The sequence below is a fragment of the Candidatus Binatus sp. genome, from assembly GCF_030646925.1.
GTDB lineage: Bacteria > Desulfobacterota > Binatia > Binatales > Binataceae > Binatus.
Genome location: NZ_JAUSKL010000087.1, coordinates 1 through 24,878, shown reverse-complemented (window position 1 = coordinate 24,878; position 24,878 = coordinate 1). Strand labels below are relative to the sequence as shown.

Below are 24,878 nucleotides of genomic sequence, written 5' to 3'. Positions count from 1 at the left end.
CGGACTGGCGTGGTCGAAAGATCACGCCAGTTTTTTCGCCTGAGCCAGCTTCGACCCGTCCACTCGAGATGAGCGATACACCCTCCCAAAAGCGAGCGAGTAAGCCACAATGCCACCGGAGGCCGTTTCAGAATTCGAGGTTGATGCGGTGCTCGGGAGAAACCACATACTAATGAACTTGATCTCCATACCGATCCTATCGTCGGGTAGCCTCAGCGCCATCAGCCAAGGACGATGCGGACGCGATGGATGACGGCGTCGTCGCAAAGATCGATCCGCGCCATGCCCGCCGTCAGCAACTCGCCGTCGAGTTCCGCCCGGGTGACTCCGCGGCTTACGCCACGTGGATTCTCGACGGCGATATCGTAGCGCGCGGAGTGGTACTTGAAACTCATCTCGAAACCCTTCCAGGCCTTCGGTATGCACGGCTCGATGACTAGCGCTTTGTCCCGCAGACGAAATCCGAGTATCCACTCGAGGCCCGCTCGATACATCCAGCCGGCCGAGCCGGTGTACCAGGTCCATCCGCCACGCCCGACATGCGGTGGCATCGAGTACACGTCGGCGGAGGCTACGTAGGGCTCGACTTTATAGCGCTGCATACCGGCGCGCGTGTTTGCGTGATTGATTGGATTCAAAATCGAGAACAGTTCGCCGGCCTGATCGCCGTCACCGAGCATTGCAAACGCTATCACTGACCAGATTGCGCCATGTGTATATTGACCGCCATTCTCGCGGATCCCGGGCGGATACCCCTTGATGTATCCGGGGTCGAGCGGAGTCTTGTCGAATGGCGGAGTGAAAAGCAGTACCAGGCCGTCCTCTTTGCGCACCAGGTATTCGTCGACAGCCGCCATCGCGGCGGCCCCATGAGCGGGATCCGCGCCGCCGGAAATTACTCCCCACGACTGCGCGATCGAATCGATTCGGCATTCGATGCTTCCGGCCGAACCGAGCGGCGTTCCGTCATCGAAGTATCCGCGCCGATACCAATTGCCGTCCCATCCTGAGCGCTTAAGCGAGTCGCGAAGTTCGGCTGCGTGGTTCCGCCAGGCCGCGGTGCGCACTTCCTCGCCGCGACGTTCCGCGAACGCAGCGAACGTCAGGAGCGTGGTATAAAGGAACCATCCGAGCCAGACGCTTTCGCCCTTGCCCTTCTCACCGACCCGGTTCATGCCATCGTTCCAGTCTCCGGAACCCATCAGCGGCAGCCCGTGGGCGCCGACCGAGAGACTCAAATCGAGCGCGCGAGCGCAATGCTCGAACAGCGTTGCGCGTTGCTCGGAGACCATCGGCTGAAAGTACGATTCCTGCTGGTCATCGCGCAGAGCGGGGCCATCGAGAAACGCCGCCGTCTCATCCAGGATCGCGAGATCGCCGGTGACCTCGACGTAATGCGCCGCCGCGAACGGCAGCCATATGCGATCGTCGGAGACCCGCGTGCGAACCCCCTGACCAAGCGGCGGAAGCCACCAGTGCTGCACATCTCCGTCTGCGAACTGGCGCGCGGCGGCGCGGATCAGATGCTCCCGCGCGAGCGCCGGCTGCGCCACGGTCAAGGCCATGACGTCCTGGAGCTGATCGCGAAAGCCGAAAGCTCCGCTCGCCTGGTAGAACGCAGATCGCGCCCATACGCGGCAGGCGAGGGTCTGATAGAGCAGCCATCGGTTGAGCATGATGTCCATGGAGCGATCGGGTGTTTTCACCTGGACGGCGCCAAGCACGTCGTTCCAGCGCCGCGTGACGTCGGCCAGCACTGCGTCGAGATCGATGCTTCGGTACTTTGCTATCAAGGAAACTGCGTCGGCCCTGGTCGCCGCCTCGCCGAGAAAGAAAACGATTTCGGCTTCGCCATTCGGCCTGAGATGCAAGGGAGTTTGCATCGCGCAACATGGATCGAGCGCGGCGCCGACGCGGTTCGAGAGCGGCCTCCCGTCCGCGAGTGCGGCCGGATTGTCGAGTGTGCCGTTGCGCCCTAGAAACTCCGTGCGGTCGGCGGTCCATGACAGTTGACGGCCGTTCAAGTCCGCGAATGCCACCCTGCTTCCATATTCATTGCTGAATGGATTGCGTGCGAACATCGCGCGAGTCTCGGCGTCGAGCTCGGTTACCACGAATGGCGCCGAGGCGCCGCGCGCAGTGCCAAGCACCCACTCCGCATAAGCCGTGACCGAGAGATGCCGGACTCGGGTGGAGAGGTTGCGAATCTTGAGGCGCGAAATCTTGATCGAGTCGTCGAGCGGCACATATTGCTGCAGCTCAAGTGAGACCCCGTGCGAGCTGTGCTCGAAAACGCTGTAGCCCTGACCGTGGCGAACCACGTACGGCGCGCCATCCTCGCGAATCGGCAGCGCGCTCGGGCCCCACAGCTCGTCACTATCCTCATCGCGGACGTAAATCACCTCACTTGGGCGGTCGCCGACCGGGTCGTTGGACCACTGTGTGATCTGATTCTCGCGGCTGTTGACCGACCAGGTGTAACCCGCGCCTTCGACCGAGACCTGGAAGCCGAACGAGGAATTGGCGATCACATTGATCCACGGCGCCGGCGTCCACTGACCCTCGCCGAGAGTCGTGACATATTCGCTACCGTCTTTTGCGAATCCGCCGAGCCCATTGAAGAACTCGATCTCGCGGCGCGCGGGTGCGCTCTGGATCTGGCCGTTCATCGGTGCCCGCCGCGGCGGCGGGGCGGCAGCCGGCTCGAACATCTCGAGGCGTTTGACCTGCTCGGAGAGCGTCCCGCGCCGGCTTAGCAGCACCGCTCTTGCGACGCTCTGAAGCAGGCTTCGCACCTCGACCGAAACCAACTCGGAGCGCAAGACAAACACGCTCCCGCGCGTGCCTTCACCGTCGAATTTCGGGCGCGCCAGGTTGGTCCGGACCAACGCCTCCAGCGCGGCTTGCAGATCCTGATCGTAGGACGGCGGGCGCTCGTTCAGAATCACTAGATCAACGGCGAGCCGTTTCATCCGCCAATATTCGTGGGCGCGCACCAGCTCGCGGACGATCTCCAAATCTTCGGCTTCATCGATGCGCACCAGCACGATTGGCAGATCGCCCGAGATTCCACTCCCCCACAGCTTCGATGGGCCGCCCTCACCTCGCTTCAGCACGTCGGGCGAAGGGCGCAGGGTCGGATCCGAATAGAGCACGCGATTTGCCAGACGCTGAAATAGATGCGCCTCATCGGCACCCACTCTCAGGTGATGCAACTGCACTTGCGCCTGCGTCCACGCGAGCGTCAACACGCGCTCGAACGCGTTGGAATCGTGATGTTTGTCAGCCTGGTCGAGCACTTCCGCACGGGTCGGCGCGACCATCGTCCAGAAGGCCACCCGCGCCGTGGCGCCCGCCGGTATTCGAACTCGGCGGCGAAGACTGAAGATCGGATCGAGTACTGTGCCGACCGTATCGGAAAGCGGCCGTCCGTCGGTTGCCGAAATCGCCATATGAGCGTCGCGACCGCGGCCAAGGAAGCGCGCGCGGTCGGTTTCGAATTGGACCTCGCCGATTGACTCGCCTTCCACCACCGCCAGATGTGCCGCCCAGATCGGTGCGTCGGTGGGCGAGCGCAGCCGCCGGGTCGCCAGCAACGCGCCGATGTCGGCGTCAAACTCGGTCTGCACGAACATCTTGGAGAAGGCCGGATGCGCGGCGTCGGCCGCGTCGGGCGCCAGTACCACTTCCGCGTACGAGGTCAGCTCGATCTCGCGAACCCGGTTGCCGAGATTCGAGATCGATACGCGCCGAACCTCCGCGTCATCCTCCGCCGAGACCGCTACTTCGAGCGTGGTGGTCAGGGCGCCGTCGCGGCGCACGATTTCCGCCCGATCCTCGGAGAACTCGACTTCGTAGCTGTCCGCCTCGACGCCGCTCGGCTGGTAACCCGCCGACCAAACTTTGCCGCTGCCCACGTCGCGCAGGAAAATGTACGAACCCCACGAATCGCAGGTAACGTCTTCGCGCCAGCGCGTCACCGCCATCTCCCGCCATCGGCTGAACCCCGAGCCGGCCGCGGTGATCATCACCGTGTAATTGCCGTTAGACAGCAGATGGGTGCGCGGGATCAGGTCGTGCGGCGAATGGAAGCGGCGAATCGTCGGCACCGTGATCTCGCGAACGTTGCCTTCGGCTTTGACCTCTTCGGCACGCGGGCGAGCAACCGCGACGTCGCGCGGCGTCCGTTCCTGGAGCAACAGCTCGGTTGCTTGAATAATCGGCTCGGAGTGAAAGCGCGCGCGCATCGCGCCATCGAGCAGCGCATCAGCGATCGCGACCAGGGTCATGCCCTGATGATGCGCCATATAGGCGCGCACGATCGCGACCGTCTCACCTTCCGGCACCCGCGAGGGCGTGTAGTCGAGCGCTTCATACCAGCCGAAGCGGCCGAGACCGCCGGCCAGCAATAGCCGAGCGAAATTCAGCACTGCCGCTTCCGCATCGACCATCGCCGCCAATGCCGTCGCGTAGGGAGCAATCACCGCGTTCTCACTTAGGCCCCGCTTAAGCCCGAGCCCGGGCACCCCGAAGTTCGAGTACTGATAGGTGAGTTCGAGATCGCGCGCGTTGAATGCGGATTCCGAAACGCCCCACGGCATTCCAAGCTCCGCGCCATATTTAATCTGCCGGCGAACCACTAACCGGTTGGTCTGTTCGAGCAGGCTCCCGAGCGGAGCGCGCATCACCAGCGACGGCATCAGGTACTCGAACATCGATCCCGACCATGAAATCAGCGCAGAACCTCGAACCACTGGAGTCAGGCCGCGCCCCAGCCGGAACCAGTGACGGACCGGCACGTCGCCCTTCGCGATTGCGACAAAACTCGCAAGCCGCGCTTCCGATGCGAGCAAGTCGTAACAGTTCGGGTCCAGAATGCCGTCGGTGACGCGATATCCAATCGAAAGTAACTGGCGCGCGGGGTCGAAAAGAAAGTCGAACTTCATCGCGTCGAACATCCTGCCCGCCGTTGCGCCGATCTCGGTCAAACGCCGTTCGAGCGATATTGCTGCGTGCGCGGAACTCTTAAGCGCCGTGAGCATCGCGTCGATTCGTACGACCGAGCCTCCGGACGCGCCCGGGGTGGCCGCGAGTTCCGTCTTGCGATGCATCAGTATGCCGGTCGCCTGGTCGCACCGATCCGCCAGCGTAGCCAGGGTCGGCACCGAGTCGAATAGAATTCCGAGCCCATCGTCCGCGCAGATTGGTCCCGAATCCTTCGCGCGGAACGCAGCATCGCCGTCGCGCGCGACGAGAGTCGCCCAGGGTATCAGCAGTTCGATCTCACGCTGGTGACTCCAGATGCATCCGCGCAGCGACTCCGCCCAGGCCAGGAGCTCGGTACTCTCCGAATCGGCGCGATCCTGGGTTAGCGCTCGCGCGATGTCGCTGACGGAGTCGGCCTGCGACAAGAGTTCCGCCATCTGCGCGGCAGCAGCCACGGGAGTTAGCGGTTCCGATCGAAGCGCTGCGCAAAGGCTGTCGAGCGCCTCCTCCAATTGCTTCGGCGTGACGATATGAGTTCGGCGGTCGGCGGTGAGCATGCCGAGCGATTCACGGGTGAGCGCAACCAGGTCTTCGATTCCCGCGGTCCGCTGCGGGGCCAGCACCGGACGGGTAATCATCTCGCGGCAGGCGTTACCGAGCGCGATCAGATGTCCCGCGAGATTTCCGCTGTCCACCGAGGAAACGTATCTGGGTTCCAGCGGCCGCAGATCGCTGGTTCCGTACCAATTGTAGAAGTGGCCGCGAAAAAGCTCGAGCCGATTCATCGTTGCGAGCGTTGCATCCAGTCGCTCAATGGTTTCGTGCGTACCAGCCCAGCCGAAATCGTGAGCCGCAATCACCGACAGAAGATAGAGTCCGAGATTGGTGGGCGAGGTCCGATGGGCCACAACCGGAATCGGAACTTCCTGAAAGTTGTCGGGCGGCAGCAGGTTGTCTTCCGCAGTCACAAACTTCTCGAAGAAACGCCAGGTGCGGCGTGCGGTTAGCCGGAGTGCTCGCGCATCGGCAATCGAGACCGGCTTGGCGCCGCCGATCGGCGGCGGAAGACTGGCCCAGCGCGCGATCACCGGCGCCAATAGCCACAGGAGCACGAATGGAACCGCGAGCAACCCGGCGCGATGGTGTTCAAACGCTACAAAAATCGCGGCCGCGGCCCCCAGCGCGACGCCGCCGGCCATCCTCTGGTAAAATCCGCGGAGATCGAGACGGGTCGTCAACTTTGCCTGCGCCCCGGTCACCCATTCGAGCAATCGTCGATGACTTACCAACAGCCGATTGAGGGTCCGCGCAATCGCGTCCGTCATCAGCCATGCCTGATGCGCGAGCAGGGTAAGCAGCATCGCGATCTGCGCCAATCCACTGGCGAGATCGGCGCCGACCGCTAGCACGTGGCTGCGCTTGGAGATCCCGAGGCGGCGCGGCACGATTCCGGTGATGAACGGGAGCATCGGCGCGGTCGCGATCGTTGCGATGACGAATCCGGTCCAAATCAGGGCGGCGGAAAAAGGCAGCATCCATCCCACGATCAACGCGATGAATGCGGTCGGCGCAGATAACGTCCGGCGCAGGTTGTCGATCATCTTCCAGCGCCCGAGGGCGGGAATCGCTGAGCTAGTACCGTCACCGCCCATGCGGCGGCGATCCTCGCCGACGGCGTGACCGCGCCCCAAAATCCACGGCAGCAGTTGCCAGTCGCCGCGCGCCCATCGATGCTGCCTTGCTGCGGCAACGTCGTAACGGGACGGAAATTCCTCCACCACCTCGACGTCGGAGGCCAATCCCGAGCGTGCAAAGGTGCCCTCGAAGAGATCGTGGCTCAGCAGCGTGTTGTCGGGAACGCGCCCTCGGAGCGCCGCCTCAAAGACGTCGACGTCATAAATTCCCTTGCCACTGTAGGAGCCTTCGCCGAGTAGATCCTGGTACACGTCGGAAACCGCGAACGCGTACGGGTCGATGCCGCTCGCGCTCGAAAATACGCGCTGGAAAACTGACCCCTCGCGCCCGGTCGGCAGCGACGGCGTGACTCGCGGCTGGAGCACCCCGTACCCTTCGACCACGCGGCCGCATTGCGGGTCGAAGCGCGGAGCGTTGAGCGGATGAGCCATCTTGCCGACCAGCCGCTTGGCTGCGCCGCGCGGCAGCCGGGTGTCGGCGTCGAGGGTGATCACGTAGCGGACACCGGCCGGCACGAGCGGCGGACGGCCATCCACGCCGATGAAGTTGGTATCGGTCGCACCGCGAAGCAATCGGTTCAGCTCATGCAATTTCCCGCGCTTGCGTTCCCATCCCATCCACTTTCCTTCTGCTTCGTCCCAGACTCTGCGCCGATGGAGCAGGATAAATCGCTCGCCGTCCGGGGCGGGTCCGTGACGCAGGTTCAAACGAGCTATCCCGCCCGCGGCTGCGCCGAGCAGCTCGTCGTCACCGGCTGCACTCTCAGTCGCGCAGTCGCACCAGTCCGAGAGCAGCGCAAAGCGCAGCTCGCCGTCGGGACTCGCGAGATAATGAACCTCCAGACGCTCGACCTGCTCTTCGAGTTCCGCCGGTGTGGTCAGCAAGGTGGGCATCACGACCATCGTGCGCAGGCTCGACGGCACTCCATCATGAAGCTCGAGCGCGGGAATCGATGCTGGGCCGATACAAATCGTGACGGCGCGATTGACGATCGTCACCGCAGTGTCCATTGCCGGGATTACTCCGACGATCGCGAGGATGAACAGCGTCCATTCGGGGACGTGAGCCTCGGCGATAGCGAATAGCGCCGTCGCGAGGATAAGAGCGCTGACGACCGCGATCGTTCCGAGATAGCCTTTGATTCCCGCCGCCGCGTTGGCGCGCTCTATCCAATCGCGAATCGGGGCTCGAAATCCGAGTTCTTTCTCAACCGCATGAAGCCCGCGCGAGATCAAGTAATAGCCGGGGTCATGCTCGCGGCGAGCGGTCGCCGCATCGCGATTGGGGCCTTCCGGCGCTGCGCGTTTGGCCGCCGCGATCGCGTGCTCAGCGACCTCGATCTCGGTATGCCCCGAACCGCGCGCGAGTTCCTCGATCGCATGCCGGTAACGATCCCGGGTCGGGAAATCCATCGCGGCGAAGTCGCTGTCGGCCCGCAGCACCGCATCGACCACGCTCACGCTCTCGAAGAATTCCGCCCAATCGACGGCCGACATCAGGCGCATGCTGGTGATCACATTGCGCACGGTGACGTTGGTCGCGCCCTGCCCGTGATGCACGGTGCGGACTATTTCGTCAGCCGTGGTTCCCTGCTCCCGCAGCCTTTGATCGAGCCAGCGCAGCGCTGGCGTCACCTTGGGATCCTGATCGCGCAAGCGTTGCACCAACTGCACCGCGAAGGCCGCCGACAGCGGCGATCGTGCCAACGCCCTGAGGGCGGTTGCGGCGGGCTCGGGCTCGCGGCCGCCGTCTCCGAGCAATCGATCGGCCAGCGCGTCGGCTTGCTGGCGCGCCGTCCGTTCGGCGGCGATGCGCGCGGCCAAACGCCGGAGGTTTTCCACCAGCACGATCCTGAGCGTAATCGCGACCGCCCATAGCTCACCGATCGTCAGCGGTTGAACTCGCTGGTAGGCTTGCACGAACCGGCTGAGCGTCTGCGGATCGAAATGGCTGTCGGTGTGCGCGACGAAGGCCCACGCGATGCCGAACACGCGCGGATAGCCCTCCAGCGGACCGTCCGCAAGCTTGGGCAGTTGGCGATAGAAGCCGCGCGGAAGGTCGTCGCGAATTTCGCGAATCTGCTGCTCTACGACGTGAAAGTTGTCCACCAGCCATTCGGCCGCAGGAGTGATAGCGCGTTCCTCACGAATCGCGGCGGCGGTGCCGCGATACACTTCGAGCAGCACCCGTGCATTGGCGCGTACCCTCGACGCCATCGGGCGTCCTGCGCCGGGGCGGTCCGTAACGCGCTGGGCAACTGCCAGCGTCTCGCCGTGCTCTTCGAGACGCTCGATACTGAACAGTTCCGCACGGATCGGTTCCTCGGCATCTCGCGCGAACGATGCGGCCGGGCCCTTCATGGCCCGCAGGAATACCAGATTCAAACTTGCCTCGTTGGTCGGCGGGGTCCGCGCGGGCGTGGCGCAAAATCGTTGATTGATCCGTTCATCTGAGTCGGCGGACAAATTCCCGCCCGGCGCGTCAAGTCCGCAGACACGCGACGTTAAGCGACGTTCGCTTCACGATATTAGCAGATGAACTGCGCGCGACCCGAGCGCATCTGCGGTTGCGCTTAATCCGATCTTTTTAAGCGCATGAGACCGGCTTGCGCTGGTGCCCTTCAAGCCAAAGAACAGCGGTCCCGACCACGGTCGCTGGCAGACTTCGCGAAGATGGTCGAGGTGTTCGACGCCCAGGGCGTCTCGTTTGTGTCCGTCACCCAGCAGTTCAACACCACCACGTCGATGGGTCGGCTCACGCTGAATGTGCTGCTCTCCTTCGCGCAGTTCGAGCGGGAAGTGACGGGGGAGCGAATTCGGGACAAGATCGCCGCCTCCGGGCGCAAGGGACTTCTGGATGGGAGGCACCGTACCGCTCGGCTATGACGTTCGCGATCGCCACCTCGTGATCAATCGGGCGGAAGCGGCGACCGTGAAGCAGATTTATGAATGGTACCTGGAACTCGGCAGCGTGAGGCTGCTTAAGCAGGATCTGGATCGCCGCGGCGTCAGCTCGAAACTTCGAGTCTCGATGAAGGGCAATAAATCCGGCGGTCGATCGTTCTCGCGCGGCGCCCTTTATGAGCTGCTCGCCAACCCGATCTACATCGGCGAGATTCGCCACAAGCGGGAACGTCATCTGGGACTGCACGAGGCAATCCTCGAGCGCGAGCTGTGGGAAAAGGCTCAGCACCAGTTGCGCGGCCTGCTATTCGATCAAAGCGGTGAGCCGCTCTACGCGCAATGCACCGCAAAGGGCGCGCGGAGATACCGTTATTACGTATCGCGAGGCTTGATTACAGCCTCTGCCAACGATGCGCAACGCGGCTGGCGATTGTCGGCCACTGAGATCGAGCGGGCGGTGGCGATCGCCGCACGAGCCATTCTGGACGACCGTCCCGGTCTGCTCGAGGCGCTGGAGCAGTCCGAAATCGATTCTCCGGACGTGCGGGCGATGCTTGAGGCAGCGGCGGATTACGGCCGCCGCCTAATGGCCTCGATCGACGTGGAAGCGTGCATGGCCGATCTGGTCGAGCGGGTGGAACTCCTCGAGTAGGGCATCCGGGTTTCCATCAGACTCCCCGTCGCCTCAATCAGCCATCCCGAAGTGCCGATTGCCAGCGTCCTTCATCTCTCAAGGCTCCTGCCGATCAAGGTGAAACGGCGCGGCGTCGAGACACGGATCATGGTTCCCCCGCGCACGCGAGGATAGACCCAGCGGGCCGCGCGGCTGACCACATGTTTAGCGATTCGCCAGCTATGCGTGTCCCTTTCAGCGACCTCCAGGTGTTCTTTGAGCTGGCAGGCGCCATGGTGCAGACTCGGGCGATGCTCAAAGAATATTCGGCCTATAGGTCGCTCCCGCGCCAATATCGGGGGTCGGCATGCTTTACCATCGCCATTATCTTCTTGGCGATACTGTGCGCGCCGGCAATCGCGGCCGCCGGTGAGACACCGCCACCGGGGCCTTTAACGCTCGGTTATCTATTAAGGGCGGCGCGCGCGGACAATCCGGAAATCCGCGCTGTGGACGAAAAATACCAGGCGATGCGCCAGCGGCCGTCGCAGGAAGGCACGCTGCCCGATCCGTCTGTAGGCGTGCGTTACCACAACGAGCAGTTCGGGCGAATCACCTTCGGCTCCTCGGATTTTTCATACCTCGAATTTTCCGCCGAGCAGGAAGTCCCCTTCCCGGGAAAACTGGGGCTCAAGGAGAGCATCGCGAGTCGCGAAGCCGAACGGGAGCGCGCGATGCGCGATTCGATGATACTCTCCGTCCTGGCCAGAGTGGTATTGGCATACACTGACCTGAGCGTGGCAGATCGCTCGACCGCAATCCTTGACGAAAGCGCCGATGTGCTCGACACGGTGATCAAACAGACGGCACAAGCTTACAGCGTGGGAACTGCCGTGCAGCAGGATATCTTGCGGGCAACGCTGGAACGGGACGCGCTCCGCGAGAGGATCGCGATGCTCGCACTCCAGCGAACCACCGCTGAGGCAGAGATAGACGCACTGTTGAATCGACAGGCGACCGAGGTGCTTGCGAAATCCGCATGGATCGATAAGGTTTCGATTCTTGAGCCGCTCGATAGTTTGACCCGCCGACTTGAGGCTCAGGCGCCTGAACTTCGCGCTGCCGAAGAAGACGTGCTGAAGACCTCTGACGCGTTGCTTCTGGCGAAACGAGGATACCTTCCCGACTTCACTGCTATGGGAGCTTACGCGGACAAGAACGGCCTGTACGCGGAATGGGAGGTGGGGCTGCGCGTCACGGTGCCGCTCTACTTCTGGCGCAAGCAGCGACCGGCCATTGCCGAGGCGGAATACAACAGGCGTGCCGCGGAGCACGCCCGCCAGAACAGTCGCGTGACGCTGGAGAGTCGCCTACGCCAAGCCCACGCGATGGCGGAAACATCGATGCGACTTATCAACCTCTACAGCGAGAACCTGATCCCCGAGGCTTCGCTCACGCTCAAGTCCGCGCGCGCCTCATACTCAGTAGGAAAAGTCGATTTCCTCACAACGCTCAATGCGTTCAACGCGTTGTTTGAGTATCGAATGCGCTACACGGAGCAAATCGGACAGTATCGCCGGGCAGTGGCAGAAATCGGCCCGCTGGTTGGAGAACCGCCGCCCGAACTCGATCAGGGAGCGTCTCCGTGAACCGCGCCATCACGATCTCGCTCGCCTTGGCGCTTGTGGTGGCGGGATGCACCCGGGGGGACGCGCCCGGCGACGATCCTCACGCGCACGTCCAGGCGCAGGTTCAGCGGACAGTGCAAGGGCAAGTTCCCGGGATGGCGGAGGTCGAACTACCGTACGAGCGGCGACAGGCGATCGGAGTTCGCACGGCGGTAATCGAGCGCCGGCAGCTTGCGGCGAAAATTCGCACCGTCGGCGTGGTGGTTGCGGACGAACGCCAGGTGCGGAAAGTACAAACTAAGATTTCCGGCTGGGTTGACCGATTGTTTGTGAACTTTACGGGACAGTATGTCAGGGCCGGGCAGCCGATTCTCTCGATCTACAGCCCCGAGCTGGTCGCCACTGAGCACGAATACCTGCTCGCGCTCGAGGCCAACCGCGCCCAAGGCAAAGATGGCGCCGGAATTGGCGATGCCGAGAAAAAGCTGCTTGTGGATTCGGCGCGGAACCGGTTGCGCTTGTGGGATATCACCGACGCACAAATCCGCGAGCTGGAGAGCAGTGACACCCCTCGCCGGACGATCGATCTGCACTCGCCGATCGCCGGCTACGTCACGATGAAGCCCGTTTACCAGGGCATGTACATTACGCCCGACATGGAACTCTACACCGTCGCCGACCTGAAAAATGTCTGGGTGTGGGCAGATGTGTATGAAGATGAAATCGGTCTCGTCCGTGTCGGCCAGCGAGCTGAAATTTCGCTGGCCTCAGCGCTCGGAACCAAACTTACCTCCGCGGTCAGCTATGTGAGCCCCACGATGGACGTGGCGACTCGCACCGTAAAGATCCGCTTTGATGTGCCTAATCCGGATGGCCGGCTGAAGCCTGGAATGTACGCGACGGTCGACATCGAATCTCCGCTGGGTGACGTTCTTGCGCTGCCCGACGACGCGGTGATCGACACAGGGGAACGGAAGATCGTCTTCGTGCAGGTCGGGAACACAAGCTACCAGCCGCGCGAGGTTCGCCTTGGGAGGCGCGCCGGCGGTTACTACGAAGTCCTGAGCGGATTGAGCGATGGCGAACGCATCGTAACCAGCGCGCAGTTCCTGCTCGATTCCGAGAGCCGGCTGCGTGGCGCGACTGGCGGTGGCGCGCGCCACGGATCTCACTAGCGATGATCGAACGGCTCATCGACATCTGCGCGCGCAACAAGACGATGGTCTTCATCGCGACTGGATTCTTTGTCGCATGGGGGATCTGGGCAATTCGCACCACGCCGATCGATGCGCTGCCCGACCTGTCCGACACGCAGGTGATCGTATTCACCGAATGGATGGGACGCAGTGCAGACCTCGTCGAGGATCAAATTAGCTACCCGATCGTCACGGCCTTTCTCGCAGCGCCGAAGGTCAAACTCGTCCGCGGCTTCACCATGTTCGGGATGTCTTTCGTCTACATCGTCTTTCAGGACGGCACCGACATCTACTGGGCGCGCAGCCGCGTAATCGAATACCTCGCGAAGTTGCAAGGAAAGCTGCCGCCCGGTGTTTCACCGCAGATCGGACCCGACGCCACCGGCGTCGGATGGATCTTCGAGTATGCGCTGGTGGACGACACCGGCCAGCACGACCTCCAGCAGCTTCGCAGCTTCCAGGATTGGCAGCTTCGGTATTGGCTATCGTCGGTTCCCGGAGTTGCCGAGGTGGCAAGTATCGGTGGCTACGAGAAGGAGTACCAGATCGAACTCGATCCGGTCCGTCTGCAGGCCTACAACCTCTCGATCAGCGAAATCGGAGAGGCAGTGCGAATGTCCAATGGCGACGTCGGCGGCCGCGTGATCGAACTCGCGGGACATGAGTACGCCGTTCGCGGCCGCGGATACATCAAGAGTCGCGATGACATCGCGAAAATTGTCGTTGCGACGAACGCGGCCGGCACTCCCGTCAGGCTGGGTGATATCGCGCGAATCCAGGTCGGCGGGAACATCCGGCGCGGCTTCGCGGAACTCGACGGCAAGGGTGAGACAGTCGGCGGAATCGTCGTAATGCGCTTCGGCGAGAACGCGCTGGCAGTCATCGAGCGAGTGAAGGCCAAGCTCGCGGAAATGCAATCCGCAATGCCGTCTGGCGTCCGCGTAGTCACGACCTACGACCGATCCGGTCTGATCGGCGCCTCCGTCAATACGCTAACCGAGAACCTCGCGGAGGAGATGATCATCGTCAGCCTGGTGATCATCCTGTTCCTCTTCCACGTGCGGTCGGCGTTGGTGCCCGCGATCGTGATGCCGATTGCGGTCATCATCTCGTTCATCCCGATGGCGTACATGCACCTCACGACCAACATCATGTCGCTCGCGGGAATAATCATCGCGATCGGCGACGTGGTCGATTCGGCCGTGGTGCTGATCGAAAACGCTCACAAGAAGCTGGAGCATGCGGGACCCGATGCGGATCGATCGGAACTCGTGATCCAGGCCGCAAAGGAGTTGGGACCTGCGATCTTTGGATCGTTGCTGGTGATCGCAATCTCGTTTCTGCCGGTGTTTACACTCGAGGCCCAGGAGGGGCGACTCTTCAAGCCACTCGCGTTCACGAAGACCTTCGCGATGCTTTTTGCGTCCATTCTTTCGGTCACGCTGGTACCGCCGCTCATGGTTCTGTTCGTGCGAGGAAAGATTCGGCCCGAGGCGTCGAATCCAGTGAATCGCGCATGTATGGCTGTGTACCGGCCGGTCCTGCGCGTCTGTCTTAAGTATCGATGGCTGCTGGCGATCGGGACCGTCGTGGTGCTCGTTCTCACGATCGTGCCTTTTTCGCGGCTCGGCTCAGAGTTTATGCCGCCGCTTTACGAAGGCACGCTCCTTTACATGCCTATCACGGTTCCCGGGATCTCAATCGAGGCGGCAAAGCAACTGGTTCAGGAACAAGACCGCCGGCTGAAACAGTTTCCCGAGGTCGCATCCGTGTTTGGCAAGGCTGGCCGTGCCGAGACGCCTACCGATCCCGCGCCGCTCTCGATGATCGAAACGGTGATAGCGTTGAAGGCGAAATCCGAATGGCGGCCTGGAATGACGCTGGATCGGCTGACTGGCGAAATGAGCGATGCGGTTACGATGCCGGGTCTCCAGAACGCCTGGACGATGCCAATCAAGGCGCGGGTCGATATGCTGACGACGGGCATCCGCACACCCATCGGCGTGAAGATCTTCGGCCCCGATCTCGGCGAAATCGCGAAAATCGGTGAATCGCTCGAAAGCATTTTGCGCAGCGTCCCGGGTACGCGGTCCGTATACGCGGAGCGTGAAATGGGCGGCTTTTACGTCGACTTCATACCTGATCGCGACGCGATCGCCCGCTACGGACTGCGGCTGATGGATGTGATGAATGTGGTTGAGACGGCGATCGGCGGGCTCGACCTCGACACAACAGTTGAGGGACGCGAGCGATACCGGATCAACGTCCGCTATCCGCGAGAGTTGCGCGACAGCCCCGAGGCGCTTGCCCGCGTGCTGGTGCCGATTCCCAGGCAGCGCGCGAATCAACCAGGTATGCCAGCAGATCAAATGAAGCAGGGCGGGCCTGATGGCGCGATGTCACCGGGCGAGCGCGTCGCGCACGTCCGGCTGGGCCAGCTCGGGCGAATCGTCGCGACGATGGGCCCGCCGATGATCAAGGACGAAGGCGGCTCGCTCAGCGGATGGGTTTACGTCGATACCACCAGCAGAGACATTGGCGGGTACGTCGATAACGCGAAGCGGGTGGTCGCGCGCGAATTGAAACTCAAGCCCGGCTACTTTCTCAAGTGGACCGGACAGTACGAGTTTCTGGAGCGCGCGCGAGCGCGAATGCAAATCGTGATTCCGCTCACGGTCGGAATCATCCTGATGATCCTCTACGTGAACTTCGGTGGATGGATTCAGGCGCTGCTTGTGCTGTTCTCCGTGCCGTGCGCTGCGATGGGATCGATCTGGCTGATGTATGCGCTCGGGTACAACACTTCGATCGCCGTCTGGGTCGGACTGATCGCGCTGCTCGGTGTAGCGGCCGAGACCGCATCGATCATGGTGATCTATCTCGATGAGGGCTATCGGCAGTGGCTGGCTGAAGGCCGTCTTCGCAGTCGTCAGGATTTAGTTCAGATGACGCACGAAACGGCAGTCGCCCGCGTGAGACCACTCCTAATGGCAGTCGGAATGAACATCTTCGGGCTCATCCCGATTATGTTCGCTACGGGAATCGGATCGGACGTGGCAAAGCGAATCGCGGCGCCGCTTTGGGGTGGACTCGTGTCGCTGACCGTGCTGACGCTGATGGTGATTCCAGCGATCTATGTAATCTGGCGTGAGCACGGGCTTGCCAGCGCGCAATCCCGGCAAACGTAAACTCATGAATCAACACTGGCACGAGCTCACGGTTGCGCAAGTCGTCTCGGAACTCCGCAGCGACTTGGCGCACGGTCTATCGTCCGACGAAGCCGCCGCCCGACTTGCGCGCGATGGGCGCAACGAAATTCGAAAAGCCGAGCATGCCTCGCGATTGACGATATTCCTGTGGCAATTCGAGAGTCTCGTCATTTGGGTGTTGATCGGAGCCGCGGTAGTGTCCGCGGCGCTCGGCGAACGCGTCGATGGCGCCGTAATTATCGCGATCGTCATCTTGAATGCCGGGATCGGTTTTTTTCAGGAGTACCGCGCCGAGCAGGCAGTCGCCGCGTTGGCGCGCCTTACGGCGCCGCGCGCTCGCGTGATTCGGGATGGCAAATCCGAAATCGTGCCGGCGGCACAAATCGTGCGCGGCGATCTCCTCGTTCTCGGCGAGGGCGATCTGATCGCCGCTGACGCGCGCCTGGTCGAGACTTCGATGCTCCGGACCAACGAGGCTCCTCTTACCGGCGAGTCTGAGCCGGTTCAAAAGCGAACCGGAGAATGTTCAGCCGACGCTCCCCTCGCCGAACGGACCAACATGGCCTTTCTCGGGACCAGTGTCGCCACCGGCACGGGCGCCGCGCTGGTGATTGCAACCGGGATGAACACCGAGGTCGGGCACATCGCGACACTGCTTGAAACCGCCTCCAGCGGGGAAACGCCGCTCCAACAGAAACTCGACGGGGTGGGCAAGCGGCTGTTGTGGGCCTGCTTCGCGATCGTCCTCGTGGTCTTCCTCCTGGGAATTCTGCGAGGAGTTGCGGCATTCGAGATGTTTCTCGGGGCGGTGAGTCTAGCGGTCGCTGCAATCCCCGAGGGCCTGCCCGCGGTCGTAACGATCGCGCTCGCGCTTGGCGTACAGCGGATGTCGCGACGCAACGCGCTGGTGCGCAGACTGCCGGCGGTCGAAACCCTCGGATGCGTCCAGGTCATCTGCACCGACAAGACGGGGACTCTCACGGTTGGCGAGATGACTGCGCGCAGGATCATCACAAGCGCGCGCAATTACAACGTCACCGGCGAGGGCTACTCAACCGTCGGCTCGATTTTCTCGGATGGCGCCGAAGCGAGGACTAGTAACGATCCGTTGCTTGCCGACCTCCTTACCGCGGCTGTCGCTTGCAACGATGCGCAGCTTGCGCGGCGTGACGGTAGAGAAACCGTGATTGGCGACCCAACGGAAGGTGCTCTGCTGGTCGCGGGCGCGAAGGCGGGTTTTTCCCGCGAAGCAATCGATACGGCGATGCCGAAGCTGGGCTCGGTCCCGTTCAGCTCCGATCGGAAACGAATGACGGTGATTCGTCGCCGCGATGAAAACCCGTGGGCGTTCGTCAAGGGCGCACCCGAGGTGATCCTCGAACGCTGCGCTCAGGTTCGCACCGCGAGCGGTGTCACGAAACTTGGCGACGCTGACCGCGCCCGGATGCTTGAGGCGAGTGCGCTGATGGGCAGTGAAGCCCTGCGCGTGCTCGCTTTCGCGCAGCGGAGACTCGATTCGTTTTCGCCGATCACCTCTTCGCTAGATGGCTCACCCGAAGACATCGAGCTAGACCTGACACTCCTTGGCCTTGTCGGGATGCAGGATCCTCCTCGCGCGGAGGCTCGGGAAGCAATCCGCAAGTGCAAAATCGCGGGAATCAAGGTCGTGATGATCACCGGTGACCATCCCGACACGGCACGTGCGATTGGCCGCGAGCTGGGCATCATCGAACACGCGGACCAGGTTCTGGTTGGACGCGATCTCGAGATGATGACGGATGCTGAACTCGCGGATCGGGTCGAGCGAGTGTGCGCGTACGCGCGGACCACGGCCGAACACAAACTCCGCATCGTTCGCGCGTGGAAGGCGCGTGGCGTCGTGGTCGCGATGACCGGTGACGGCGTCAACGATGCGCCAGCTCTCAAGGAATCGTCCATCGGTGTTGCGATGGGAATTACAGGCACCGAAGTGACGAAGCAGACCGCCGACATCATAGTGACGGACGACAACTTCGCATCGATTGTCGCGGCCGTCGAGGAAGGCCGCGGCATATACGACAATGTCGTGAAGACACTCAGTTACCTGATGGGCGGGAACGCCGGGGAATTGGCGGTAATGCTGATTGCCGCAGTGATCGGTTGGCCCTTGCCGCTTCTGCCAATTCAGCTGCTGTGGATCAACCTGGTTACCGACGGGCTTCCGGCATTGGCCCTCGCGACCGACCCGATCGACGCCGACGTTCTCGCGCGGCCCCCTCGCGATCCCAAGTCCGAGATCATGGATCGCGGGTTCTTCGGGTTGATCGCTTTGACGGGATGTCTTACGGCCGGAGTCGCGATAACGGCTTTCGCCTGGGAGCTCTACGTTGACGGCAGCGTGATGGATGCGCGCAATGCCGCGTTCTCCGCGCTGGTCATCGCGGAATTGATGCGCTCGTTTGGGGCGCGCAGCAACGTCCGGACGGTATGGGAGATCGGCCTGCTCTCGAATCTCCGGCTGTTTGCGGTCGTGGCCGCGAGCTTTGGATTGCAGCTCATTATCCATCATCTTTCGCTGCTGGAGCTGCTCTTTGGGATCGAGCCAGTCACGCTTGCCCAATGCGTTTGGTGGATAGTTCTCGGCCTGATACCGCTCGCGGTGCTGGAGCTGAGGAAGCTTGCAAAAAGGAAATGATCGGAAAAGAACTGGCATAGATTAGCTTACGACCAGACCAGCGCAGATTTTGCGACGGGCGCCAACCGCGAGGAGAAAAAGATGAAGCGAGTGACGATGTTGCTCGCAGCGCGGTTGATTCTGCTCGCCGCAACGATGCCTGCGATTCGGGCAATTGCCCAACCAACGACCCTATCGGGCCGGCTGATACCGATCGAAACCCTCGCCCATCCACGCTCGCGAGCGGCCGCAGACGCGGCGCATCTATTCGGAGTCCATCCCGCTACCGTGTCACGACTCCTGCGGGCGGCGACTACCTCGGCCTAATTGCGTCGCCTGATCTGCGTCATTTCCGAACGGCAGGTTTCGACCCTTTCCGGATATGCAGCGGGGCCAGCGGCTCCCGAACAACGGACGTTGGATAGCGCTGCCCTGGGCGCGCGATGTTGGAAGGGGGCTATCCGGCGCACGTATGGTGGGACGCCGCAGCGTTGATGGACGTCAGAGCGCCAAGGACCCGGTAGGGCTGCGCGGTGAGGGGGTCGCGGCTGATTTAGTCTACTAGGGTCTGACGTTGACTAGGTTCGAGCGCTCGGCCCGACGATCGCTCGAACACGCACAGTTGCCGCTCGCGCGGCTGACTGTTAATGGTCAGTCGGAGCAAACAAGTCCGAGAAGCAATTCAAAAACGAGGGATAGAAAGTGGCTGCTCTAAGCGATGAACAAAAGACGAAACTAAAAGGCTACTATGACTCGTTGGTTTCGCAGGCGGAGATTCTCGCGCACGAAAAGGAGACCCTCGCAAAGGTCGCCGCATGCAAATTCGCACTGGACGAAATCGCGAGAATCAGATCAGACTTTACCGATCTTTTACCCCCGTTCGACCTAAGAACTTTACCTTCAAGGGAAACCCGAATTACTTTGAACGCCCTCCAATTCGAGGCGTTGTGGCCGCATGCATCGCCCGTTTGAAGGCTGTGCTAGACACCGACAAGAACATCGCGCCAGTCGGGGAGCGTATTGAATTCAAGTTTGTTAGAGATACTTCGCTGCGAACAATCCTTGAAAGAGACTATATAGAAATTCAGAAGGCGTTCATCGCGGAATGCTGGAAGTCGGTAGTCATCCTCGCGGGCGGCTCGATAGAAGCGATCCTCTTAGATCGCCTAAGCCAAGACGAGGCGAAGGCAAGAAGCGCAAAATGCGCTCCATCAGACTCTGACCTTTCGAGGTGGGACCTCTCGGACCTGATCAAGGTGGCTATTGAATTGAAGATCGTTGAAGCTAGCGCCGGGATGTTAACCGATGCCATACGGCAGTACAGAAACTTGATTCATCCCGGCTACGAATTGCGAAACAAGATGAGCATCGATCGACTAGAAGCGCATGGCGGGTTGAACATTCTGAACATCGTTCACCGCGATCTCTCGCGCTGACACACAGTTGCTGTTCGGCACCCTGACCGTTATTGGTCAGGCATAAATCTCCGCCACGCCGCCGCGCTCGCGCTTGGGTTGGTATCGTTTTACTCCGCGACAGTCCGTACCGTAAGGCGGAGGGGTTGATGGTGCGGGTCTTATGCATGCCGGGATGGCGGCTGATGTCCGAGCGGCAATGAGCGGCATCCATTTGCACAAACGGCTTTGCGGTTTGACGTTCGCGCTCCTCACGCGTCACCTTGCCTATGGCGCAGGGCACGTCAAGTTTATGCTGGCGCAGAAACCGGAACGCGTCGATGAACTGACCAACTACTTGCTCGGCGGCGAGCGATTCATCCTCGACGAGTATTTTGGCCAGCAGACTTGGGAAGCGCTTGCGATACTGATGGGCGGCGGCATCGCGCGATACGATCAGGGCCTCGAAATGGTCGCGGGCGTAAAGAGGAAGATGGTGCGGGACTATGTTACCCGCCTCGAATCGATCGGTCTGGGGAGCTACGCGAGACCGCGATGTACGTGAGCTCAGCCCGGCTCAGGCGGAGGAAGCGTCGGATATCATCCTGGAAATGCCGAAGCGCGATTGGAAGGAGCTGATCGAGAACGTCGGCGCCAATGGGTTTGCTGATGCGCAGCACACGCTCAATACATTGGTGTATCCTGGACGATTGAAGCTTCGCTATCGCGACGCGAATGGCATGGACAAGTTCTACTTGTACAACCAAAGCTTTCAGTACTTCATAAACGCGGCGGCGCGACTGAAGACTACGTTCGAATAATCAGGAGCCCGCTGCACCGATCCGCCTGTACCGAACCCTCGGTCCCGCCTCGGAACCGGCGCACTAGCAAGTAAACGATCGCCTGCATCAGCGCAGGAATGTCAACGATTCATCGCGATTTTCAGTAGGGACACTCATCGATTGAGTAATTGGAAGTGAGCATTGGTGATGCGATCACCGGGCTCGGGCAGGTCGCCCGTCTGCGCCATCATCAGCGGTTTGTCACAGAAAAAAGCTGTCGCTGAAGGGCGGCCTGGTCGGCAGAAACATAATCGCCGACCGGGTTTCGGTAGATGCTTTCGGCCAACGAAGTGCGATGCGCTTGCAGCGCGGAGAGCATCTCCCGGCCGAACTCGATCTGAAGCGTCCGTTCAATGCTTAATCATGTTCCATGTTTAGAGGTGACCTGCGGCGTGGTGCGATCGGCATGCTTTACGCGACGCCATACAATTTTGCTCCGTTGACCGACACCATCTTTAAGACTTCGGCAACGGGAATGCCTTTGAAATCCTTCGCCACTTGCGCTCGCGAGTTCGGGAAGGTTCCTTCGGTGTGCGGATAGTCCGCGCCCCACATCAGATGATCGACATTGAGCAGTTCGCGAGTGAGAAGGCCGGGCCGGTCATCCTCGAACGTGGCCCAGAATTGACGGTGGAAATATGCGCTCGGCGGTTCATCGAGCTTAGGCTCCATCCATCGGTGATGGTCTTCCCACCAGTGGTCCATGAAGCGAAGCAGCGAAGCGATCCATCCGATGCCGCCTTCGACCAGCACAAAGCGCAACTTCGGATAGCGTTGCGGAATACCCGACCAGATAAGTTCGCCCACCGCGCGCATCATCACGATGATCTTGTTTTCCAGAACAAACATGCCGGGACCCAGTTCGGCCATGCTCTTGCCCAAATCGACTCCGGTTCCGGTGTGGATGGCCACCGGCAGGCCAAGATCCTGGAGCGCCGCCCACAACGGCTCGTAAGTCTCGGACCTGCCATACGGACGCTCCGGCACGGTGGCCTGGATCGATACGGAGCGGAGGCCGGACTTGGCCACGCGCCGGGCTTCTTCGATAGCCCATTCAATCGGTCCTTTAACCGTGAGCAGACCGGCGCCTAACAGGCGATTAGGTGAGAAGCGGCAAAAGTCAATCAGCCAATCGTTGTAGGCGCGGAACACCGCACGCTGGAAAGCCGCATCGTTGAGCGCAAAAAACCCGAGCCCGACGCCGGGGTAGATAACCTCGGCGCGCAAGTTGTCGAGATCCTGATCGGCCAGCCGCGCCGAGGGTTCCCAGGCGCCACGCCGCGCTTCTTCAAAGCGATGAGGCCTGAGGGCATCGATGTGCCCTTCAATTTTTTCGTTCATCATGGAGCCTTCGAGGCCCATGAGCGGCGTGGATTTGCGGCCGTTGAGGAAGTAGTAGTCGCCGTCCGGCAGCGTTTCGAGGCGCGGCGCGCGTTCGCGAAACTGCGGGTCGATCCTGCTGGTCCACAGATCCGGAGGTTCGATCACATGGCCGTCGGCGGAAAAAAAAGATTCTTCCATCGGGCTTGCCCTCGCTGATTTCGTTAGGGTCCGCGGCCGCCGCCAAATCAGCCGACGGCGGCCGCGATAGCTACCTTCACAAGGACCGGATGGGCTCGGAAATCCGCGCCATCAAATAGTTAACTCAGGCACCATGACGCAGCAGCCTGCCCGACGAGGCGCCGGTCGGCTCGCCGTCCTCGAGCGTCACCTGGCCATTGACCAGCACCGCCTTGTAGCCGTCGGCCTTCTGCACCCGCCGCCATTCGCCGCCCGGGAAGTCGTGGGCGATTTCCATCGGACGCATCGCCAGACCCTCGTAGTCATAAACCACGACGTCGGCCGGCGCTCCCGGACGAAGTGTGCCGCGGTCGCGGAAGCCCGCGCACATTGCAGGCAATGCGCTCAAGCGCCAGTGCGCTTCCTCGAGGCTCAACATGTTGTGCTCGCGGACCAGTTTGGTGATGAAGTCGGTCGGGTAACGGCCGGCGGTCAAGAACTTGGTATGCGCGCCGCCATCGGAAACGCCCGGAATCAGGTACGGCTCGTCGATGATCTCTTTCATGTATTTCATGTTCTGGTTGGGGCCCGGCGCGTAGAACTCGGCGCGCAGATTATCGGCGCACGCGATGTCGAGCATCACGTCGATCGGATGCTTGCCGGTCTGCTTGCTAATCTCGCGCAGCGTCAGGTTCTCGAACTTCTTGAGCGCTTCGCTATCGACCTGGGTCACGATGATTTGGTCGAACTCCTCGGTAATGACCATCGGGGTCCGGGCGTTCTTGAGCGCCTCGCGCCGCTTCGGATCGCTGAGCTTCGCGAGCCGCTCCTCGGTCGTGCCGGTGGTCGCGTCGCACCACTCCTGCACCTCGTCGAACAAGTTCCAATCGACGAACGAGAACGTCACGTTGGTGTCGGTGGTAATTGCTTGCCCGTACACCCGCAGTCCGCGCTGGCGGCAACGGTCGAGCCACGCGATACTGCCGCGATGGACCTCCGGATGGCCGTCGCGCGCCTGTACGACATTGAACAGCACCGGACGGCCGCTCAGTTCGGCGAGCTTCTCGTAGTGCGCCATGTCCTTGCTCTGGTCTTCGGTCGCAAGGGTCATCTGGATGAAGCCTTCGTTGCGCCGGCCGAGCACGCGCGCCAGCGCGTAACAGGTGTCGTCCGACATCAGGTCGGAGACCATCGGCGTGCCGTCGAAGTCGCGCTGCACACAGGCGGGACCGCTGGGAGGCAGGCGCTGGGCCGACCATCCACAGGCGCCCGCGTCCATCGCCTCGTCAAGCAGGCGGCAGATTTCGCGCTCTTCCTGCTCCGGTCGGCGGCCGCGTTTTGGCCGCTTCCAGGCCCATCACCCACGTCAGCAGCGGCGAGATTGCCATGTAGGGCAGGATGTTGATCGACTTCGGCTTGCGGTCGATGCTGTCGAGGAATTCGGGGAACGTGGTCCAGTCCCACGGCATCCCGGCTTTCATCGCGCCGTAGGGAATCGCTTCGACCCGGGTCATGGTCTGCATCGCGCGCTCGCGTTCGGCGGGACGCACCGGAGCGAAGCCGAAGCCGCAGTTGCCGATGACAATCGAGGTCACGCCGTGCCAACTCGAAATCGAGCAGTACGGATCCCAGAACAACTGGGCGTCATAGTGGGTGTGAAGATCGACGAAGCCGGGGGCGACGATCATGCCGCTGGCGTCGATGTTCTTCGCGCCGGCGTCCGTGGGGAATCGCCCGATGGCTGCGACGCGGCCGCCTTTGATCGCGACATCGGCGCGGTACCGCGGCATCCTGGTCCCATCGATCACCATTCCGTTTCTCACCACTACATCGTAGTCGGCCATCGGGTTACCTCCATTCGGCTTTTGGCTGTTAGGTTCAAATCGCTACTGCACTTGCAGCGAACTTACCAGCCTCTTTACAGTCCGTAGAGCTCCGCGACGTTGTCGTGCAGTATCAGGTTCTTCTCGTCCTGGGTCAGGCCGGCGGTCTGCTTCTTCAGCACCTCCTGCGACCACGGCCAGGTCGAGTCGCTGTGCGGGAAGTCATTGGCCCACATCAGGCGATGGATGTTGCACAGATCCTTGACCTGGAAAGCGACGTAGTCGTCCTGAAAAGTCGTGTACACATTTTCGCGAAAATATTCGCTCGGCCTTTTGGTGAGCGTGCCCGCCGGCAGCCAGTAGCGATGGCGGTCGTAGGCGTGATCCATGCGGTACATGTAATGCGGAACCCAGCCGGCGTCGGCCTCGACGCATA

Annotated in this window: 14 protein-coding genes; 9 read left to right on the top strand and 5 right to left on the bottom strand. The window is 61.7% G+C overall.

Annotated features, from left to right (window positions below):
* Positions 1 to 221: 221 nt before the first annotated feature.
* Positions 222 to 9,041 (bottom strand): GH36-type glycosyl hydrolase domain-containing protein, encoded by an 8,820-nt coding sequence (locus tag Q7S58_RS15070; RefSeq protein ID WP_370655528.1) that lies wholly within the window; start codon positions 9,039 to 9,041, stop codon positions 222 to 224.
* Between the two features lie 312 nt (positions 9,042 to 9,353).
* Between Q7S58_RS15070 and Q7S58_RS15065 the strand changes: the two genes are divergently transcribed.
* The 9 genes from Q7S58_RS15065 to Q7S58_RS15025 all read left to right on the top strand — a co-directional run bounded on the left by Q7S58_RS15065 (position 9,354) and on the right by Q7S58_RS15025 (position 21,098).
* Positions 9,354 to 9,566 (top strand): recombinase family protein, encoded by a 213-nt coding sequence (locus tag Q7S58_RS15065; RefSeq protein WP_370655526.1) that lies wholly within the window; start codon positions 9,354 to 9,356, stop codon positions 9,564 to 9,566.
* Positions 9,538 to 10,236 carry a recombinase family protein gene (locus tag Q7S58_RS15060; RefSeq protein WP_304827407.1) on the top strand — a complete coding sequence of 233 codons (699 nt, stop codon included), beginning with the start codon at positions 9,538 to 9,540 and terminating at the stop codon, positions 10,234 to 10,236. Before Q7S58_RS15065 ends, Q7S58_RS15060 begins: the two co-directional genes overlap by 29 nt.
* Before the next feature lie 182 nt (positions 10,237 to 10,418).
* Complete coding sequence (locus Q7S58_RS15055) at positions 10,419 to 11,846, top strand: TolC family protein (protein WP_304827404.1); 1,428 nt, start codon at positions 10,419 to 10,421, stop codon at positions 11,844 to 11,846.
* A complete protein-coding gene (locus tag Q7S58_RS15050; RefSeq protein WP_304827400.1) occupies positions 11,843 to 13,000 on the top strand; it encodes an efflux RND transporter periplasmic adaptor subunit in 1,158 nt (385 codons plus the stop codon). The genes Q7S58_RS15055 and Q7S58_RS15050 overlap by 4 nt, the downstream gene beginning before the upstream one ends.
* A 2-nt stretch (positions 13,001 to 13,002) precedes the next feature.
* The gene (locus Q7S58_RS15045; RefSeq protein WP_304827397.1) at positions 13,003 to 16,209 is read left to right on the top strand and encodes an efflux RND transporter permease subunit; all 3,207 of its coding nucleotides are present in this window, start codon (positions 13,003 to 13,005) and stop codon (positions 16,207 to 16,209) included.
* 4 nt (positions 16,210 to 16,213) lie between these two features.
* Entirely contained in the window at positions 16,214 to 18,904 is a 2,691-nt protein-coding gene (locus Q7S58_RS15040; RefSeq protein ID WP_304827394.1) for a cation-translocating P-type ATPase, read from the top strand.
* Between the two features lie 926 nt (positions 18,905 to 19,830).
* Complete coding sequence (locus tag Q7S58_RS15035) at positions 19,831 to 20,319, top strand: hypothetical protein (protein WP_304827391.1); 489 nt, start codon at positions 19,831 to 19,833, stop codon at positions 20,317 to 20,319.
* Between the two features lie 214 nt (positions 20,320 to 20,533).
* Complete coding sequence (locus Q7S58_RS15030; protein WP_304827388.1) at positions 20,534 to 20,842, top strand: hypothetical protein; 309 nt, start codon at positions 20,534 to 20,536, stop codon at positions 20,840 to 20,842.
* Positions 20,843 to 20,888: 46 nt separating this feature from the next.
* On the top strand, positions 20,889 to 21,098 hold the full coding sequence (locus tag Q7S58_RS15025; protein WP_304827385.1) for a hypothetical protein: 210 nt from the start codon (positions 20,889 to 20,891) through the stop codon (positions 21,096 to 21,098).
* 432 nt (positions 21,099 to 21,530) lie between these two features.
* Here Q7S58_RS15025 and Q7S58_RS15020 read toward each other — a convergent pair whose 3' ends face one another.
* The 4 genes from Q7S58_RS15020 to Q7S58_RS15005 form a co-directional block, all read right to left on the bottom strand.
* A complete protein-coding gene (locus Q7S58_RS15020; protein ID WP_304827381.1) occupies positions 21,531 to 22,463 on the bottom strand; it encodes an amidohydrolase family protein in 933 nt (310 codons plus the stop codon).
* A 301-nt stretch (positions 22,464 to 22,764) separates the two neighbouring features.
* On the bottom strand, positions 22,765 to 23,898 hold the full coding sequence (locus Q7S58_RS15015) for an amidohydrolase family protein (RefSeq protein ID WP_304827376.1): 1,134 nt from the start codon (positions 23,896 to 23,898) through the stop codon (positions 22,765 to 22,767).
* 7 nt (positions 23,899 to 23,905) lie between these two features.
* Positions 23,906 to 24,463: an amidohydrolase family protein gene (locus tag Q7S58_RS15010; RefSeq protein WP_304827373.1), complete on the bottom strand. Its 558-nt coding sequence runs from the start codon at positions 24,461 to 24,463 to the stop codon at positions 23,906 to 23,908.
* 74 nt (positions 24,464 to 24,537) lie between these two features.
* Positions 24,538 to 24,878: amidohydrolase family protein (locus Q7S58_RS15005; protein ID WP_304827370.1), on the bottom strand; the 341-nt coding region annotated here is incomplete at its 5' end.